Below are 17,839 nucleotides of genomic sequence, written 5' to 3' on the forward strand. Positions count from 1 at the left end.
GGACCTCATGGTTGGACGAAGAATTTGCGAAGTGCCGCCTTGGAGATCTCTACCAAGGTGATGGTCCATCGTAGTTTCTGGCGCCAGACCTGTAGCTTTCGCAGCGCAAGTTATTACCAGCTAGTCCCCCCGTTCGGGATAACAGGCGCTTCATCTTGCCGACATCGCCGTGAATCGAACCCGAGGCCGAAGGAGCCAGACCCAGGCGAACCGCACCATGCCAAAGAACCGGGTCTCACAGCCGCTGCGAAATCTCCAGCAGCGGCTTGATACTGGAACCAAAACGGCTCATCAAAGCGTGGTTCTGCTCCAGTTGGCTATACGGCAGGTACCGGATTCCCAACTCCGAAACGCGGGAGAATGCAGGCCTTTGAAGTTGTTCAGCGACCTTGTCTCTGCGATTGTCTGGAGCCACAAGAAACAATGCACAGTTGACTGCAACCGACGTGCCCAAGGCCAGGTCGAGCATTCGCACGATCCCCGAATAGATGGACGTGGTGTGCTCGACTTCAAATGCGGCCGCGACCTGCGATGTCTGAGTATCAATCCATACGACATCAATGAGTCGAATCGACTCCAGTCCCCTGTCCACGCTGGCAGGCAACTGCGCCAGACATCCGTCTCCCAAAAGGCCGCTGCCGTAGGAGCGACCCCGGTCGTTGGACGCTATCCAGACATCAAACCCGAGAGACTTGCCCAGATCGCGCAATGAAGCCTGAATACCCGTGTGGGTCGCATCGCTTTCGGTCGCCTGGGACATCTCCCGTTGCGATGCGGTGGATTCCAGCCGCACACGTTCAAGGTCTTCTTGCCAGAGTGTCGCCGTCGCCGCATCCATTGCTTGTGGCGGCGCTGCATATCGGCCACTGCCAATGTCAAACATGAGTCCCGCAATCGCACCGAGATCATTCGATAGTTTCAGCCGGTACTGCGCGTTCAAGCGCAGCAAGCCCTCCCGCATAGAGAGATAGTGGTCCCAACGTCCGAGCTTCACGCGCCCGCCAGTCACTGCGTTGAAACCATTGACAATGGCAGTGTTAAAGGGAGAGAGCAGCGTTGGGTGGATGAAATACAGCAAGTTGGCGACTGCTGGGCCCAAGCCTTTGATGCCGATTGCATCGATGCGCTGTATGGCGGCAACGACGTCTTCTGCGCAATCGCAGTGATCGCAGGTGTGAAGGAGATCTGCGAAGGCGAGCTGGTTACTCGTGTTCTCGTAGATGTCCGGAATCCTCAGCTTGGGTTTCCAGAGGAACGCGTGGTCCGCACCTTTGAAAATTTGGCGCTGCTCTGCCACGGAACCCACGATCGTCTCCAGCGAGGAGCCTCGGTAGGCGTTGCCAAACGTTCCTCCCCGGATGTCCTCCACCACCTGTGCAATGCCTCTGCGTATGGAGCGGAAGTTCTTGATCCTCTGATCCCACAGGAACCAGCTGTTGTAGGTGCTGCTCGGATCCGCCTTCCAGCAGTCAATAAGGGTTGCAAAGGGGTCATGCATTTGTCGTGAAGTGCTTGCCAATGGTCTGTGCACTGGGGAAATACATCGAAAAACAGGTCCTGCCATCGGCCGAACTCACTGAGATGCGGCCCCGGTGTGCATGAACAATCGCCTGGGTGATGGACAAGCCCAAGCCTGCACCGTCGGAATCCAGTTGCTTGCGCGACTTGTCTGCCCGAAAGAAGCGGTCGAAAAGGCGGGGGATCATCTGCGCGTCGATGGAAGGTCCAGTGTTGACTACATCCACGGTGGTTCCGTGAACGTCCCCTTGAATGTCAACGACCACCTGTTCTCCAGGGGGGGTATAGCGAATGGCGTTGGACAGGAGATTGCTCAGCGCCCGGCGAAGCATCAACCGGTCGCCAGTGATCTCCGCCGTTCCGATCAGTTGCAGCCGGACCCGCTTTTCTTCGGCAAGTGCCTCGTAGAAATCAAACAAGGCCTGTGCTTCATCATGAACTGCGATTCTCTCCGTGCTGGGAAGAATAAGCCCGTGGTCAGCCTTGGCCAGGAACAACATGTCAGCCACCATGCGGGCCAAACGCTGGTACTCCTCGGCGTTGGAGGCCAGTATGTCCTGGTACTCCTCGGAGGAGCGAGCTTGGCTAAGCGTGACCTGGGTCTGCGTCATCAGATTGTTGATGGGCGTTCGCAGCTCGTGAGCCAGGTCCGAAGAAAACTCGGACAGCCGGTCGAACTCCTCCTTGAGCCGCCGGAGCATCTCGTTGAGAGTGGTCGCCAAGTCTGCCATTTCCACTGGAAACTCCTGGGTTGGCATCCGCTCGTCCAGTCGCTGTGCCGTGATGGCCATGGCGCGAGATCTCATGGCCCGAAGGGGGGCCAAGCCATTCTTTGCGGCCCACCAGCCCAGGACCCCGGCCACTAGAGTGGCCAACGCCACATAGCCCACAAGCACCCAAATCAATTCGTACATGAAGTGCTTGTGGTGGGCAATGTCTACAGCTACCCAGACCTGCAGCGGCGGCTCGGCGGAACCCGGCAACGTCACGAGTGCCGACATCCCTCGGTATTCCCGCCCCTTCGTTTTCCAGGAGGCAACCCCCAGGCGGGCCCTCTGGGCCAGGGCATGGAGATCATCTGGAAACTGGAAACCCGTGGTCGCGTAAAGCGGGTCCTTGTCACGGAAAACGCTGACAAAAAGGCCCTCGTGGCTGTGCAAAACGTCGTCCAGCCGAATTTTGAGGTCCTGCGGTGACGTGGATTTTCCTATCACCTCACGTGTGAGGTGGATCTTGTCGCGCAGGGCATCGCGATCCAGTTCCACAAAATGGCGATCGATAGAAATGGCGACGATGGTCCCCAAGCCAACGAGCACAAGCCCAGAAGCCAGCGTAAAAAAGGCCGTCAGCCGTGTCGTCAGCGAGTGCCGGGCTTTCACGGAATCTCCTGTGGCGCTTCAAGCACATACCCCATGCCTCGCACCGTCTGGATCAGTTTGGCGTCATAGGCATCGTCAATTTTGGCCCGAAGCCTACGCATTGCCACCTCGACCACGTTGGAGTCGCTGTCGAAATTCATATCCCACACCTGCGACGCGATCAGAGAGCGAGGCAAAACCTCTCCTTGGCGACGCATCAGCAGTTCCAGCAGACCGAATTCCTTGGGCGTGAGGTCGACGCGTTTGCCGGACCTGCTGACTCTCCGCCGCAGAAGATCCAGTTCAAGATCGGCCACCTGCAGAATGGTCACCTCGGCGCCACTACGGCCGCGCCGCAGTATGGTCCGGGCCCTTGCCAGCAATTCGGCAAAAGAAAACGGCTTGACCAGATAGTCGTCTGCGCCTAATTCCAGCCCCTTGATCCGGTCTTGCACCTGATCCTTGGCCGTGAGAAATAGCACGGGCATCTCAAGGCCACGGCGACGCATATTGGTGAGGACCTGCCAGCCGTCCATCCGAGGAAGCATCACATCCAGGATTACCAGATCGTAGTCTTCCTCTTGAACCATACGCAGACCATCGACACCGTTGTGGACTAGATCAGCGTTGAATCCCGCTTCCCGCAAGCCTTGGCGCAGGTACTCCCCGGTTTTGATTTCGTCCTCAACGATCAGTATCTTCACGAGACCTCCTTGGCGCTGCGAGTGGCCGCCAGTGTGCCCGCAGATTTGCGCCTTTCTTGAACATGACAAAGATGTAATTGAGGCGTTATCTATTTGGAAGCCATTGACTCACACAATGCGTTGCATCAAAACGCATGGTGAATCTATGAGAAATTCCTGGCTCTCACGACTTAACTCAATCCCCTGGCTGGCCGCTGCACTGCTGGCGCCTTCGCTAGCCTTTGCTCAGATGCCAGACGGTGCACCCCCGAAAGTGGACTACCAACTTTCGTACCGATCAGCTCTGACAGGCTATGAGGTCTACAAAGAGCAATCCGTCCAGCCCTGGAAGGCTGCCAACGACAAGGTAGGCGAAATTGGAGGATGGCGCGCCTATGCCAAGGAAATGCGCCAGCCCGCACCCGCAGCGGACCAGGGCCAACCAGCCCAAGGCCATGACGCACACCACGGGGGCAAACAATGATCCGTACCCTTCGCATGCCCCGCGCCAAACTAGTGATCGCTGTTGCCGCAGTGGCGGTCTTGTCTGGCTGCGCCAGCGTGAATCTGGAGCAAAACCTCTCCAGCGCCAACGCGGCGACAAGCGGTTTCACGGACGGCGGACTTACTCTGGCCCGGGACCGGAATGAGCAAGATGCCTTGCGCCAACGCGCCTCGGACCTGTTGGCCAAACCGCTCAGTCAACAAGATGCCGTTCAACTCGCTCTGGTCAATAGCCCGTCCCTGCAAGCCATCGTGGCTCAAAACTGGGCGGACGCTTCCACGGCGGCCCAGTCCGGCCGCATCGCCAACCCTATTCTGAGCCTGGAGCGCGTTCGGCTAGGCAGCGAGACGGAGATCGGACGCCTCCTTTCCTTCGGTCTGCTTGACCTGCTGACCTTGCCCATGCGCAAAGGTATCGCCGAGCAGCGTGTCAAACAGACTCAGCTGCGCCTCAGCAGCGATGTAGTGGACCAGGTGACCCAAGTGCGCCAAGCCTGGGTCCGCGCTGTTGCCGCGCAACAGACGTTGACTTACACCCAACAGGTTGTCGCAAGCGCCCAAGCCAGCGCCGAGTTGGCCAAGCGCATGCAGGCAGTCGGTAATTTCAACAAGCTTGACCGTGCACGCCAGCAAGCGTTCTATGCCGACACAGCGACCCAGCTGGCCACCGCCCAGCACGGGGTCACAGCGGCCCGTGAAGAGCTGGTGCGGATGCTGGGCCTTGATGACAACCAAGCCCAGCAGCTCAAGTTGCCTGAGCGCCTGCCGACGCTGCCCAAGGAGCCGCTGTCCCCAGCAGATGCTGGCCGTCAGGCGTCCAAGGGGCGGCTGGATCTTCAGATCGCGAAGGCCGACTATGACGCAGCCGCACGCGCGCAAGGCTGGAACACGATCACGACCTTCACGGACATTGAACTGGGTGTACGGCGCGACTCTGTCTTCGATGCAGCCGAGAACACCCACTCGACGCGGCGCGGCTTCGAGATCAGTCTGCAGCTGCCGATCTTCGATTGGGGGGGCATGCGACGCGATTCCATGAACGCGCAAACCCTGGCCGCTGCCAACCGCCTGGAGGCCACAGCCCGCGCGGCGGGCTCGAACTTGCGCGAGAGCTATTCCGCGTACCGCACGGCGTATGACATCGCGCGCCACCACCGCGACGAGGTGATCCCTCTGCGAAAAACCATTTCTGAAGAAAACCAGCTTCGCTACAACGGGATGCTGATCAGCGTCTTTGAGTTGCTTGCCGACTCCCGCGACCAGGTGAACTCAGTGATGGCGGCTCTGAACGCCGAACAGCAGTTTTGGCTAGCGGACGCAGCCCTTCAAGCCTCCCTCATCGGCAAACCCACCAGCGCAGGTGTCTCGGGCGGTGGCGCAGCCGCAGCCGAAGCTGGTGCAGGTCACTGATCCCTCAAGGAAACCAACATGAATTCAAGAAGAGATTTTTTCCGATTTGCTGGCATTGCTGGGGGGGCTGTGGCCGCAGCGAGTGTGAGCCGGGTGGCGATGGCCGCTCTGCCAGAGCCAGTGTTCCAGACGAGTGCAGACACCATGGCGCCGCTGGTGCCCAATTCGGGGCGCCCCTACAACCCCGTGGTCACGCTCAACGGCTGGACGCTGCCGTGGCGCATGAACCAGGGGGTCAAAGAGTTCCACTTGGTGGCAGAACCCGTGGTGCGCGAAATGGCGCCCGGTTTCAAGGCCCACCTGTGGGGATACAACGGCCAGAGCCCAGGTCCCACCATCGAGGTGGTGGAAGGCGACCGCGTCCGCATTTTTGTGACCAACAAACTGCCCGAGCACACCAGTATCCACTGGCACGGGCAGCGTTTGCCTAATGGCATGGACGGCGTGGCGGGCTTGAATCAGCCAGCGATCCAGTCCGGCAAAACCTTCGTCTACGAGTTCGTTGCGCGCCGTCCGGGGACATTCATGTACCACCCCCATGCCGACGAAATGACCCAGATGGCCATGGGCATGATGGGTTTTTGGATCACGCATCCCAAGACCAAACATCCGCTGATCGACGAAGTGAACCGGGACTTCTGTTTCCTCCTGAGCGCCTACGACATCGAGCCCGGCGCCGCGACGCCCAAGGTCGCGGAAATGCTGAACTTCAATTTGTGGACCTGGAACAGCCGCATCTTTCCTGGCATCGATTCCTTGAACGTCCGGCTCAATGACAAGGTGCGGATTCGCATCGGTAATCTCACCATGACCAACCACCCGATGCATTTGCACGGACACGAGTTTCTGGTAACGGGCACGGACGGCGGTCCCACGCCCAAGAGCACCCGTCTCTATGAAGTGACAACCGACGTGGCCGTGGGCCAGATGCGCCAGATTGAGTTCCTCGCGGACGAAGAAGGCGACTGGGCGTTCCACTGCCACAAGAGCCACCACACCATGAATGCAATGGGTCACGACATTCCCACCATGATTGGCGTGGACCACCGCGGCGTTGCCAAGAAGATCAACAACCTGATCCCCGACTACATGGTCATGGGCGAGCGCGGCATGGCAGACATGACGGAAATGGAAATGCCCATTCCGGACAACACCATCCCGATGATGACCGGAGAAGGCCCGTTCGGCTCGGTCGAAATGGGCGGAATGTTCAGCGTCCTCAAAGTACGCCGCGACCAGAAGCCGGGCGACTACAAAAACCCGGGTTGGTACAAAAACCCGGAGGGCACGGTGGCCTACGAGTACACCGGTCCGATGGCGGAGCCTGCCCGCTTCAAGGCGGAAGGCGGCCAATCCATGCCCCGCAAAGAGAAGTCCAGTTCGGACACCGTCGTCAAGGTCAAAAAGCCGTCCTCGCACGGCGGCCACTGATCGCCTGCTTTCCCCATCAACAACCCAAGGTAAATATGAAACGCACCCTTTCCCTGATCGCTGCCTCAACCCTGGTGGCTCTGTCTTTCAACAGCTTTGCGGGTGGCAACCACGGTGGTGGTCACGACGGCGGCGGCGCCCACGGCCATGGCAGCGCTGAATCAGCTATTGGCCAGCCCGGCAAAGCTGCCAAGGTGACCCGTACGATCAACGTGGACATGGCGGACACCATGCGCTTCACGCCTGCAGCGATTTCCGTCAAGCAGGGCGAAACGGTCAAGTTCGTGATCAAGAACAGTGGCCAGGTCAAACACGAGTTCAGCTTGGGCACCGATGCCGAACTCAAGGAACACTACGAGACGATGAAGAAGTTCCCGGATATGGAGCATGACGAACCCAGCAAAGTGTCGCTGGCCCCAGGCAAGCAAGGCGAAATCATCTGGCAGTTCACAAAGGCTGGTGAAGTCAAGTTTGCCTGCCTTTACCCAGGCCATTACGACGCGGGCATGAAGGGCCAGGTCACGGTGGTGAAGAAGTAAGCGGAAAAGCCTTCTACGCGATTGAACAAGGAGTTCCTATGAAAAACGCAAACAGTCTTTTGATCGGCGCGATGTTGTCGCTGGCCGCACTCATGCCGTTGTCAGCCACGGCGCAAGCCTCTGGAGACGCCGGAAGAGCCGCAACCACGGCCGCAGCCTCCATGACCGATGGAGAGGTGCGCAAGATCGACAAGGACGCCGGAAAAATCACCATCAAGCATGGCGACATCAAGCACTTGGAGATGCCGGGGATGACCATGGTGTTCACAGCCAAGGACAAGGCCCTGCTCGACAAGGCGCAGGCCGGCGACAAGATCCGCTTCATGGTGATCAACGAGGGCGGAAAGATGGTCGTCACTGCCATCGAGCCTGCCAAGTAAGCGCAAAAAGTGTCTCGCTACGCCCTCAAGAAAAGGGGGCGTTCTTCTGTTCGCACGTCAACCCACCAAGGAAAAATCATGAAAACGCTCCTTATTGCCCTCGCCATGACAGCAGCATCGTCCGCATTCGCCGCTGGCGACACCCAGGAAGCCACGCCCTATACCAACTCCAAGGCGCAAGCGCATGGCGAAGACCACAAGAAAGCCCGTCCTGCAACCGGTGTGAAGCAGATCAAGGATGGCGGTACAGCGCGAGGTGAAGGCTCTGGCCTTGCGGACACCAGCAAGGCCGAAGCCCGTGGTCAGGAAAAGGCCAATGCGCGTGAAGCCATGCCGCACAAGGAAGCCACTCCGGGCTCCACGCCTAAGTAATGCAAACAGGTGGGCCACAAGCGTGGCCCGCCCAAGTACGGGCTGGCCGCAATCGTGGTGCAAGGTGATGGCTCTGCAAGCCACCTCACGGCCTAGTTCAATGCCCGCTCCGATGCACGTGTACGCCACGCATCCATGTCATGAGATCCAAATGACTGGTTGTCGGCTTGTTGGTTACCCCAGAGTGAGCGGGGGTGGCCTTGGCACCGCGACGCTTCGGTTTGACAAAGCTAGCACTGTGATTGGGGGCCGAGGGACTGTCTGCGGCGAGGTTTTCCAGAATCGCGCAATGGGCATGTTCGTCACCTGCGCACACAGAAACCAACTGCTCTAACGCCGATTTCATCTCGACAATTTCCCGTAGCTTCCGCCAAATGGCGCTCGGCTATCGCTTTTAACTGCCGACGGCGTGTGTCACCCCATTGCATTGGCCGATCCACTCCTTGATCTGGGGCCTGGAGTGTTAAGGTTGTTCGATTTGCCGATACCGTCTGGGTCAGGAAAACGCTGCCCAGCAATATCAAGCAAATGACAAGGATTCTTCGCACGGAGGAGCTGTACTCCAGCTGCCTGCCGGCGCCCTGAGCACTGCCAGTCAAATGCTGCGCTGATTCACCCGCTTTGACAACGCGTCTGCACTCTCGCGTCGCTCGCTATACCGATCCACCAGATAGTCTGCACTATCGCGGGTCAGCAGCGTGAACTTCACCAGCTCTTCCATTACATCCACCACACGCTCGTAGTAGCTTGATGGCTTCATGCGGCCACTTTCGTCGAACTCCAAAAAGGCTTTTGCGACCGACGACTGGTTGGGGATGGTGATCATGCGCATCCACCGACCCAGTACCCGCATCTGATTGACGGCATTGAACGACTGCGAGCCACCCGAGACTTCCATCACCGCCAGGGTCTTGCCCTGGGTCGGCCGCACGGCCCCCACGGACAGAGGTATCCAGTCGATCTGCATCTTCAGGATGCCGGTCATCGCGCCATGGCGCTCCGGTGAGGTCCAGACCATGCCCTCCGCCCATTGGGCCAGCTCTCGCAACTCCACCACCTTCGGATGGCTGTCGGGCTCTGCGTCCGGCAGTGGCAGCCCTCGCGGATCGTAGATGCGGGTTTCAGCACCGAGGGCGCGCAGCAGTCGCGCAGCCTCTTCGGTCAGCAATCGGCTATAGGAGCGCTCTCTCACAGAGCCGTAGAGCAGCAGGATGCGGGGTGCATGGGTAGAACGCTGTGCGGGCACCAGTCGCTCAAGATCGGCCTGCTCGAAGAGCGTGGCATCAACGTTGGGAAGATCCGGATTCATACCAGTCCTTTGAAGAGTTCACGACCTTGACCACCAGCAGCATGACCGGCACCTCGATGAGCACCCCCACCACCGTGGCCAGGGCCGCACCCGAATGAAAACCGAACAGGCTGATGGCTGTCGCCACGGCCAGCTCGAAGAAGTTGGAAGCACCGATCAATGCTGATGGGCAGGCAATGGCATGCTTTTCTCCCGCTGCGCGATTGAGCCAATACGCCAGTGCCGAGTTGAAGAACACCTGGATCAGGATGGGTACGGCCAGCAATGCGATGACCAGGGGCTGCTGCAGGATGGCCTCGCCCTGGAACGCGAACAGCAGCACCAGGGTGAGCAGTAGCGCAGCAATGGACCAGGGACCAATGCGATGCAGCGCAGCGTCGAACACGGCTTGACCTCGGGCCAGCAGTGCCCGGCGCAACCATTGGGCCAGCACAACGGGAATCAAGATGTACAGGACGACAGAGGTGAGCAACGTGTCCCACGGCACCGTGATTGCCGACAGGCCCAGCAGGAAAGCCACGAGCGGCGCGAACGCGACGATCATGATGCTGTCGTTCAGCGCGACCTGGGACAGCGTGAACAGCGGGTCGCCCCCCGTGAGACGGCTCCACACGAACACCATGGCGGTGCACGGGGCGGCGGCCAGCAGGATCAAGCCAGCGATGTAGCTGTCGATCTGGTCAGCTGGCAGGTATGGGGCAAACCACTGACGTATGAACAGCCAGCCCAGAAAAGCCATGGAGAATGGCTTGACCAGCCAGTTCACGAATAAGGTGACCCCGATGCCGCGCATGTGGTTGCGCACTTCGCCCAGGGCGGCGAAGTCCACCTTGAGCAGCATCGGAATGATCATCACCCAGATGAGCAGGCCCACCGGAATGTTCACGCGGGCGACTTCCCACGCACCAATCGCGCGTGCTGTTCCAGGAAACACCTGGCCCAACCCGATCCCCACCACGATGCACAGCACCACCCACACGGTGAGGTAGCGCTCGAACACGCTCATGCTGGATTTCTGCATCCCGTTTCTCAGTTTGTGACCAGTTGGCGAGCGGTGGTCTGAAGCACCGCCTTGGCCAGCTTGTCTTCGGGAAGGCTAACCAGCAGTTCGAGCCGACGCTTCATGGCGTGCAGCGTCTGGCGGAAGGCTTCAAGTTGCTGCTCGTCCGTGCCGTCGCCCTCGCTGGGGTCTGCATAGCCCCAGTGCGCTGTGGCGGGGTGGCCTAGCCAGATGGGGCAGACCTCGCCCGCCGCGTTGTCGCACACCGTGATGATCAGGTCCATCTGGGGCGCGTCGGGCGTGGCGAACTCATCCCAGCTCTTGCTGCGCAGGCCTTCGGTGGAAATGCCTGCTTTTTGCAGCACCTGCAGTCCGAGGGGGTTGGGCTGCTGGTTGTCGCGTGGGCTGCTCCCAGCGGAGTAGGCCTTGAACCGACCGGCACCCATGTCATTGAGCAGCGCTTCGGCCAGGATGCTGCGCGCCGAGTTGTGTGTGCAAAGAAAGAGAACTTTCAAGGGTTGTGGGGTTGCGCTCATGGTGAACTCCAGGGTCAATGGTGGTGAGATAGGTGAATCTGGGCTGAGCGCACAGGCGCTTGGGGCATGGATTGCCCTACAGGGAACCCTCAGCAGTTGCAGGAGGCGGCCTCTTCAGTGAGGCATAGCGCACCCTGGCAACAGTTTTCTGTCAGGTAGGCCAGCAGACCGTTCATGGTCTGGTACGAGGCGCGATACACCAGGTTGCGCCCGTGGCGCTCCTGGCTCACCAGGCCAGCATGGGCCAACTCTTTGAGGTGAAACGACAGGGTGTTGGAGGCTACTCCCAGCTGCTCGGAGATTGCGCCAGGGGTGAGACCATCCTTGCCTGCCACGACGAGTGCGCGGAAGACACGGAGGCGTACCTCTTGAGCAAGCGCTGCAAGCGAGCGGACAACTTCAGGCTCATTCATTTCTCAATAATACACCAATTATTGAAATATAAGCCGGCTAAATCCACTCCTATTTGCATGGCGAGTGGCGGCTCGGGAAATGCGATTCGCCCCAATGGCCGTGATGAGTGGCACGCTCCAAAATCACACACCCTGGCTCGACCATCGAGGTACGCAGTCCAAAAGGCGCCAGCATCGGTCAGGGGTGGCGGCTTGCATCCGAAATCCTTGATTGAAGGAATCAGTCAGTAGACTGATTGGTCTTCTCTCAGGGCCGTCAACAACAACAGAAGGGATTTCTCGACTGCGGCACGATCCCGCTCACTCAGGCAGGCAAGCAATTGCACTGCGTGGTCATCCAGGGCAGCATTCCAATGATTGACTGACTGAAACCCTTCGTCGGTGAGCGTGACCAACCATTTCCGGGAATCGGCGGGATTGGGCTCCTTGACGACCAGACCACGGGTCGCCAGTGCGTCAACAGAACGCGACACCCAACTTTTTTCGCGTCCAACCCGCCTGCCCAGTTCAGTCATCGCAAGCGTCCCGGAGCGCTCCAGTTCGGCGAGCAGATTGCATTGGCTGTTCATCTTGCTGTTGCGTTCCACTGACCTACTTTGCGATTGTGTGAACAAACGGGCGACCTCCCGCAACAGACTTCCCGAAATGGCCGTTGTCATTTTGGTGCGTATTGCAGTGGATAGTATGAAGTCTTGGTTTTTTTGTGTGGCCAACGCTTCCGCTCAAGAGCCAAGGCGGTCGGCTCATAGCGCCGAAACTAGCTCGTGGAAGTGAGCATGTTCAGCCAACTATGCGGTCTGGCTACCCTCGTACCCTTCGAAGAAGGCGCAGGCCATTGCCCACCACCAGCAAGCTCGCTCCCATATCCGCGAAGACCGCCATCCACATGGTGGCCGTGCCAACGACCGCCATCACCAGGAAGACGCTCTTGATGCCCAATGCCAAGGTGATGTTCTGCCAGAGAATGGCGTGGGTGCGCTTGGATAGACGCACCGTCTCGGCGACGCGCTGCAGGTCATCGTTCATGATGACCACATCGGCTGCTTCCATGGCCGTGTCGGTTCCCGCCGCACCCATGGCAAAACCGATGTCGGCCTGCGCCAGCGCCGGCGCATCGTTGATGCCGTCGCCGGTCATGCCGGTGGCGCCATAGCGCTTTTGCATTTCCTTGATGGCGTCGAGTTTGGCTTCGGGCAGCAGATCTCCACGGGCGTCATCAATGCCGGCCTGCGCCGCGATGGCTTTTGCGGTGGCCGTGTTGTCGCCGGTCAGCATCACCGAGGTCACACCCAGTGCCTTGAGATCGACGATGGCCTGTTTCGATGTCTCACGGATGGTGTCCGCTACCGCGAACAGCGCCAGGACGCCTGAATCGTCAGCCAGGAGGGTTACCGTGCGGCCTTGTTTTTCATGGGTGGCCAGCTCCGCCTCCAGCTCCGGACCGCACAGTCCTAGCTCATGGATCAGTCGGTGATTGCCCAGCATCAAGCGCACACCATTCACCATGCCTTCGACGCCGCGCCCAGGCAAGGCCTTGAAGCTTTCTGCTTCTGGACCCTTTACATCCAAGCCCTGGACAATCGCCTTGGAAACCGGGTGGTCGGAACGAGCCGCCAGGCTGGCAGCCATCTGCTGGACTGCTGCCTCGTCACCGGCACCCCACACCTGCCACTTCACCAGCTTGGGTTTGCCTTCGGTGATGGTGCCGGTCTTGTCCAGCGCCACCGCCTTCAGAAGCCGGGCATCTTCCAAGTAGGTTCCGCCCTTGATCAAGATCCCACGGCGCGCTCCCGCGGCCAATCCGCTGACCACCGTGACCGGCGTGGAAATGACCAGAGCGCATGGGCAGGCGATCACCAGCAGGACCAGGGCCTTGTAGAGCGCCTCCAGCCAGGTAAGTCCCATCAGGAAAGGAGTGAGGACCGCCACCGCCACGGCAATGGCGAAGACTGCGGGGGTGTAGATGGAGGCGAACCGATCCACAAAGCGCTGCGTCGGAGCGCGCGTGCCCTGCGCCTGCTCAACGGCTTGGATGATCCTGGCCAGGGTGGTGTTGCTCGACAAGGCTGTGACCTCGAACTCCAGCTCACCAGTCTCGTTGATCGTGCCGGCGAACACCTGGTCGCCAGGTGCCTTGTCCACGGGGATGCTCTCGCCAGTCACGGGGGCCTGGTTGATGGCGCCATTGCCCTTGGTCACCTTACCGTCCAGCGGCACGCGTTCGCCCGGCTTGATGCGCACGGTCGCTCCGATGGCCACCGAAGCCACCGGTGTAGCGGTCCATGCTCCGTTGGTGCCCAGTACCAAAGCCTCTTCGGGCGCCAGTTCCAGCAAGCCCTTGATAGCGTTTCGGGCCCGGTCCACTGCCTTGGCTTCGATGAGCTCCGCAATCGCGTACAAAGCCATCACCATCGCGGCTTCTGGCCACTGACCAATGAGGAATGCGCCGGTGACGGCCACCGACATCAGCGCATTGATGTTCAGCTTGCCGCGCAGCAGCGCCGCAATGCCTTTTTTGTAGGTGTCGATGCCGGCCAGCCAGATAGCCAGAGCGGCAATCGCCATGCCGGCCACTTTCCAGGCCATCTGGTCGGGAGCAAAGAACGAGAGGACCTCAGCCCCCGTGGCGAACACCAGCGCGGCTACCAGCCGGGAGATGCCGCCTGCAAAACCATGTCCATGGTCGTCGCCTTCGGCTGGTTCGCCCGCCTGTCCGCCCTCGGAGCCATTGGCGCCTGGAACTGGCTGCGGATCGAAGCCCGCTTTGCGGATGGCATCGAGTGCCAACGGGTAGGTGCCTTCCTCTGCATCGATCTTCAGCGTCCGCGCGCCCAGCTGAAAACCCAGAGAACGAATCCCATCCAGAGGCTCCAGCGCCCGACGAATCTCCGCCTCCTCGGCGCTACAGTCCATGGTCGCAATGCGAAACACCCGGCCTTGGCTACCCTGGGTGTTTGCCGCAGTGACCACGGGCTGTGGATCGAAACCCGCCTTGCGGATGGCATCGAGCGCAAGGGGCAAGGCGCGATCCTCCGCATCGATCTTCAGCGTGCGCGCGCCGAGCTGGAAACCCAACGAGCGGATTCCCTCAAGCGGCTCCAGCGCCCGACGAATCTCCGACTCTTCGGCACTGCAGTCCATGGTGGCGATTCGGAACAGCTTGCCCTGGCCCGGGCTGCTTGTGGCTGCAGGGACCACTGCTGCGGTACTGGAACAGCCCGAGGAGCAGCAGGTGTCAACAGTGGTGGGAGGTGTGCTTGTTTCTGATTTCATAGCCCAATTGGAAACCTTCAAGTAGCTTTAAAGTCAAGCAGCAAAAAGAACATGGCTGCTTTGTCCTGGGTAAATCGGATTTCTTAACGGTCCGTACTCAGTCGCAGGGGCACAGGATCGACCCCACCCCGTCGAAAAACAACATCAATTCGGGGGGATTTCGATTCCCACATTCGTTACCCCGTTTTCTGACGATGCAAAGGGCTTTCCCTGGTGCATGCGTGCAATAGCTCCTACTATGGCCAACCCAAGGCCATGGTTACTCTGCCCATGACTACGAGCCGGATCTGCACGGAAGAATCGGTCAAACAGCTGCGGGAGTAGCTCGGGATCGATAGTGCTGCCGTAGTTGGTGACACTGATCAACACACGGCCCTCATCGATAGTTCTGAGGTTGACTTGGACGATTGAGCCAGGGTTCGCGTATCGGGTGGCGTTGCCGAGCAAGTTCGACAGGGCCCGGCGCAACAACGGCACGTCGAAAGCGCCATGCGCATCGCCGACCACCTTAGCGGTGAGACCAGCCTCGGCCAGTGCCGCTTCGTGGTAATCCAGTACGTCAGCAGCCACTGATGCAAGAGTCGCAACGGGGGCCCGACGTGCTCCCACACCCCGATCCGCCTGGGACAGGAACAGCATGTCATTGACGATGCCCGTCAGGCGGTGCAGCTCCTCCAAATTGGACGCCAGCACCTCGCGAATATCCGCCTGCTCAGGGCGCAGCAAAGCCAGTTCATTGTTGGCAATGAGCGTGGCCAAAGGCGTGCACAACTCATGCGCCACGTCCGCATTGAAGCCTTCCATCTGGGAATAGGCCTTCTCAATGCGAGCAAGGAGCGCGTTGAACTGGTCGATCAAAGGCACGAGCTCAAGGGGCTGCTCGGCGCTGTCGAGACGTTGATGCAGATTGTCAGCCGACACTGCGCGCGTCTGACTGGCCAGTCTTCGGACGGGCGCCAGGCCCAAGTTGACCAGGGAGAATCCGCCTAGCGATACAACGACGGCCCCACCGATGGCTGCGACCAGCAAGGTAAGAGCAAGTCGGTGCAACAACTGGTTGTCGGTTTGGATATCCAGCGACAGCTGAACGCGCAAGTTCTTTGAGGGAGTCTGGTCCGTAGTCTGTGCTACTTCGAACTGCCGTTGGCGCCATACCGTCTTCGCATTCTGGTTGCGGGTGTGGGCGTAGAGAACAATCCCGTCCGCCCGCGCGACTTCGAGCGACAGATCTCCGTGCCCAACAAGGAAGTCATCGAGTTTGTGCGCAAGGTCTTCCGAATCCCCATGCTCCTTGCCATCCACTAGCAAGTGCCGAATGACGTTTTCCTTTTGCGCCAGCGTTTCCTCTTGCCGATCACGAAAGTTGAACTCGGTCACCAGATACACCGCCAGACAGACCACCCCGAGTCCGGCAAAGCTCTGCAGCGCCAGCCACCAAGACAACCGCTGGCGCAATGAGCGATGTTGGGCCAGCTCCTTCATCCGTTGCGGTCCTCCATCACGTATCCCATGCCGCGAATGGTGTGGAGCAGCGCAGTGTCAAACGGAACATCGATCTTGGTACGGAGGCGCCGGATCGCGACTTCCACTACGCTGGTATCGCTGTCGAAATTCATGTCCCACACCTGCTCAGCGATCTCAGTGCGAGAAAGCACTTCGCCTTTTCTTCTCAGAAACAGAGTCAGCAGCAGAAACTCCTTCGCAGTCAACTCCAAGCGCTGGCCACACCGGGACGCTTTGCGCCGTACCAGGTCTAATTCCAGGTCGCCCAACCGCAGTTGCGTGGGCTCTGCGGCATCCCGCGCGCCATGGGTCCGCCGCAGCAGCACCTGGATGCGGGCGCTCAGTTCGGAAAACGCAAAGGGCTTGACCAGATAGTCGTCGGCACCCGTCTTGAGTCCCAATACCCGATCCTCGACGCTGACCCTTGCTGTCAACATCAAGACCGGAGTCTGCTTGGTCTTGCGAAAGGCCGTTAGAAGGCTGAAGCCGTCGATCCCTGGGAGCATCGCGTCCAAGACCAGCAGATCGTGCACGCCTTCCAGAGCCATGTGAAGGCCATCCACCCCATTGTGTGCAACGTCCACCACGTAGCCGACCTCTCCCAGGCCCTTGCGCAGGTACTCGGCCAGCTTGACTTCGTCTTCGATGAGCAAAATTTTCATGCTGCCATTCTCGAAGAATCCGGCCTGTTCGTAGTTTACGAATTTGTTATCTGGCTGTTGGCGCCGTGTCGCGCGCGGATTTTTACAGTGTCTCCGTGTCGAAAGGCATAGTCCCGGCAGATCGCCGAGGGCTAACTGATATCAAGGGACAACACCATGACTGTTCGCAAACCCCTCGCCCTCACTCTGATCGCCTTCACAATTGCGGCTCCAGGATTTTCATCTGCCTCGTCGCTGTACCATCCTGCTGGTGGCGAAGTGGGCATGACCACACATCCCGACCACATGCAAAGCGCAATGTCCCGTGGCGATGTGCTTCAGGCTGTCGAAGTAGCGCGCAAGGATGGCACGCTGGCAGTCCTTTCGCGCGGGGGTGCGCTGCCAGTCAAAGCAACAGGCTCAACAAAGACGCGTGAGCAGGTCCAACAGGAATTTCTCAACATGTCGGCAGCTGAAAAGAAGGCGCTTCTGGACATGAACGGCGGCGCTCGCTGATTTCCCAACCCAGTGCCCTTCAGCGGCCATCCAAGCCTCAGTACGCCCTTCATGACGCATGCTAGACTTCAAAAATGCGCCGCTTGATCGCCGTTCTTATGCTTGCATTGCTTCCGTTCCAGTTCAGCTGGTCTGCGGTGGCTGCTTATTGCATGCATGAGAGCTCAACCTCGCAGTCGCAGCATTTGGGGCATCACGAACACCAGCATGAAGCCAAAGGCGGGAATGGTCAGGCCGAAAAGTCCAGCCAGGGTGCAGGTGCATTTGATGTTGACTGTTCAGTTTGCCATGGCGCGGGTATCGGGGCCTTGAGCTGGTCAGATGCAAAGCCAGCCTTTTCCCATGACAGCCGTGTGGAGTCTTCCCCAGGCCAGCGCCTGCTGGCTGTAACGCCCACGCCCCCTGACCGCCCTCAGTGGTCCGTCCTCGCCTGATCGGCGGGGGCATCTCACT

General features: G+C 59.5%; 18 protein-coding genes. 7 read left to right on the plus strand and 11 right to left on the minus strand.

Going from position 1 to position 17,839, the window contains the following annotated elements; genetic code table 11:
• Positions 1–235 precede the first annotated feature (235 nt).
• Genes ACTPOI_RS13090 through ACTPOI_RS13100 form a run of 3 tightly spaced genes read right to left on the minus strand, consistent with a single transcriptional unit; the run spans position 236 to position 3,580 of the window.
• The gene (locus tag ACTPOI_RS13090) at positions 236–1,498 is read right to left on the minus strand and encodes a hypothetical protein (RefSeq protein ID WP_055401385.1); all 1,263 of its coding nucleotides are present in this window, start codon (positions 1,496–1,498) and stop codon (positions 236–238) included.
• A complete protein-coding gene (locus ACTPOI_RS13095) occupies positions 1,491–2,897 on the minus strand; it encodes a heavy metal sensor histidine kinase (RefSeq protein ID WP_069103140.1) in 1,407 nt (468 codons plus the stop codon). The genes ACTPOI_RS13090 and ACTPOI_RS13095 overlap by 8 nt, the downstream gene beginning before the upstream one ends.
• Positions 2,894–3,580, minus strand: a complete 687-nt coding sequence (locus ACTPOI_RS13100) for a heavy metal response regulator transcription factor (RefSeq protein WP_069103141.1) — start codon at positions 3,578–3,580, stop codon at positions 2,894–2,896. The genes ACTPOI_RS13095 and ACTPOI_RS13100 overlap by 4 nt, the downstream gene beginning before the upstream one ends.
• Positions 3,581–4,039: 459 nt before the next feature.
• Between ACTPOI_RS13100 and ACTPOI_RS13105 the strand changes: the two genes are divergently transcribed.
• The 5 genes from ACTPOI_RS13105 (at position 4,040) to ACTPOI_RS13125 (ending at position 8,195) form a co-directional block, all read left to right on the plus strand.
• Entirely contained in the window at positions 4,040–5,473 is a 1,434-nt protein-coding gene (locus tag ACTPOI_RS13105; RefSeq protein ID WP_069103143.1) for a TolC family protein, read from the plus strand.
• Between the two features lie 18 nt (positions 5,474–5,491).
• Complete coding sequence (locus ACTPOI_RS13110) at positions 5,492–6,904, plus strand: multicopper oxidase family protein (RefSeq protein ID WP_069103144.1); 1,413 nt, start codon at positions 5,492–5,494, stop codon at positions 6,902–6,904.
• A gap of 35 nt (positions 6,905–6,939) precedes the next feature.
• Positions 6,940–7,443: a cupredoxin domain-containing protein gene (locus ACTPOI_RS13115; protein WP_069103145.1), complete on the plus strand. Its 504-nt coding sequence runs from the start codon at positions 6,940–6,942 to the stop codon at positions 7,441–7,443.
• 38 nt (positions 7,444–7,481) lie between these two features.
• The gene (locus ACTPOI_RS13120; RefSeq protein ID WP_015012915.1) at positions 7,482–7,823 is read left to right on the plus strand and encodes a copper-binding protein; all 342 of its coding nucleotides are present in this window, start codon (positions 7,482–7,484) and stop codon (positions 7,821–7,823) included.
• 78 nt (positions 7,824–7,901) lie between these two features.
• Positions 7,902–8,195, plus strand: coding sequence for a hypothetical protein (locus ACTPOI_RS13125; protein ID WP_015012914.1), 294 nt, complete (start codon positions 7,902–7,904; stop codon positions 8,193–8,195).
• 595 nt (positions 8,196–8,790) lie between these two features.
• Here the strand turns inward: ACTPOI_RS13125 and arsH are convergent.
• The 8 genes from arsH to ACTPOI_RS13165 form a co-directional block, all read right to left on the minus strand.
• Positions 8,791–9,504, minus strand: a complete 714-nt coding sequence (gene arsH, locus ACTPOI_RS13130) for an arsenical resistance protein ArsH (protein WP_055396770.1) — start codon at positions 9,502–9,504, stop codon at positions 8,791–8,793.
• Positions 9,479–10,525: an ACR3 family arsenite efflux transporter gene (arsB, locus tag ACTPOI_RS13135; protein WP_197506379.1), complete on the minus strand. Its 1,047-nt coding sequence runs from the start codon at positions 10,523–10,525 to the stop codon at positions 9,479–9,481. The genes arsH and arsB overlap by 26 nt, the downstream gene beginning before the upstream one ends.
• A gap of 8 nt (positions 10,526–10,533) precedes the next feature.
• Positions 10,534–11,040, minus strand: a complete 507-nt coding sequence (locus ACTPOI_RS13140; protein ID WP_063459417.1) for an arsenate reductase ArsC — start codon at positions 11,038–11,040, stop codon at positions 10,534–10,536.
• Positions 11,041–11,129: 89 nt separating this feature from the next.
• Positions 11,130–11,453, minus strand: a complete 324-nt coding sequence (locus ACTPOI_RS13145; RefSeq protein WP_063459325.1) for an ArsR/SmtB family transcription factor — start codon at positions 11,451–11,453, stop codon at positions 11,130–11,132.
• A 224-nt stretch (positions 11,454–11,677) separates the two neighbouring features.
• A complete protein-coding gene (locus ACTPOI_RS13150) occupies positions 11,678–12,040 on the minus strand; it encodes a MarR family winged helix-turn-helix transcriptional regulator (protein WP_238324276.1) in 363 nt (120 codons plus the stop codon).
• Positions 12,041–12,254: 214 nt separating this feature from the next.
• On the minus strand, positions 12,255–14,651 hold the full coding sequence (locus ACTPOI_RS13155) for a heavy metal translocating P-type ATPase (protein WP_255409874.1): 2,397 nt from the start codon (positions 14,649–14,651) through the stop codon (positions 12,255–12,257).
• A 219-nt stretch (positions 14,652–14,870) separates the two neighbouring features.
• Positions 14,871–16,208 (minus strand): heavy metal sensor histidine kinase, encoded by a 1,338-nt coding sequence (locus tag ACTPOI_RS13160; RefSeq protein WP_082836287.1) that lies wholly within the window; start codon positions 16,206–16,208, stop codon positions 14,871–14,873.
• Positions 16,205–16,891, minus strand: coding sequence for a heavy metal response regulator transcription factor (locus ACTPOI_RS13165; protein ID WP_069103148.1), 687 nt, complete (start codon positions 16,889–16,891; stop codon positions 16,205–16,207). The genes ACTPOI_RS13160 and ACTPOI_RS13165 overlap by 4 nt, the downstream gene beginning before the upstream one ends.
• A 156-nt stretch (positions 16,892–17,047) precedes the next feature.
• Here ACTPOI_RS13165 and ACTPOI_RS13170 point away from each other — a divergent pair, with 156 nt between their 5' ends.
• Together ACTPOI_RS13170 and czcI are read left to right on the plus strand one after the other, a co-directional pair.
• The gene (locus ACTPOI_RS13170) at positions 17,048–17,386 is read left to right on the plus strand and encodes a DUF4148 domain-containing protein (protein WP_069103149.1); all 339 of its coding nucleotides are present in this window, start codon (positions 17,048–17,050) and stop codon (positions 17,384–17,386) included.
• Positions 17,387–17,460: 74 nt separating this feature from the next.
• Positions 17,461–17,820 carry a cation efflux protein, CzcI family gene (gene czcI, locus ACTPOI_RS13175; protein ID WP_083235244.1) on the plus strand — a complete coding sequence of 120 codons (360 nt, stop codon included), beginning with the start codon at positions 17,461–17,463 and terminating at the stop codon, positions 17,818–17,820.
• Positions 17,821–17,839 lie beyond the last annotated feature (19 nt).

The organism is Acidovorax sp. BL-A-41-H1, from assembly GCF_051942715.1.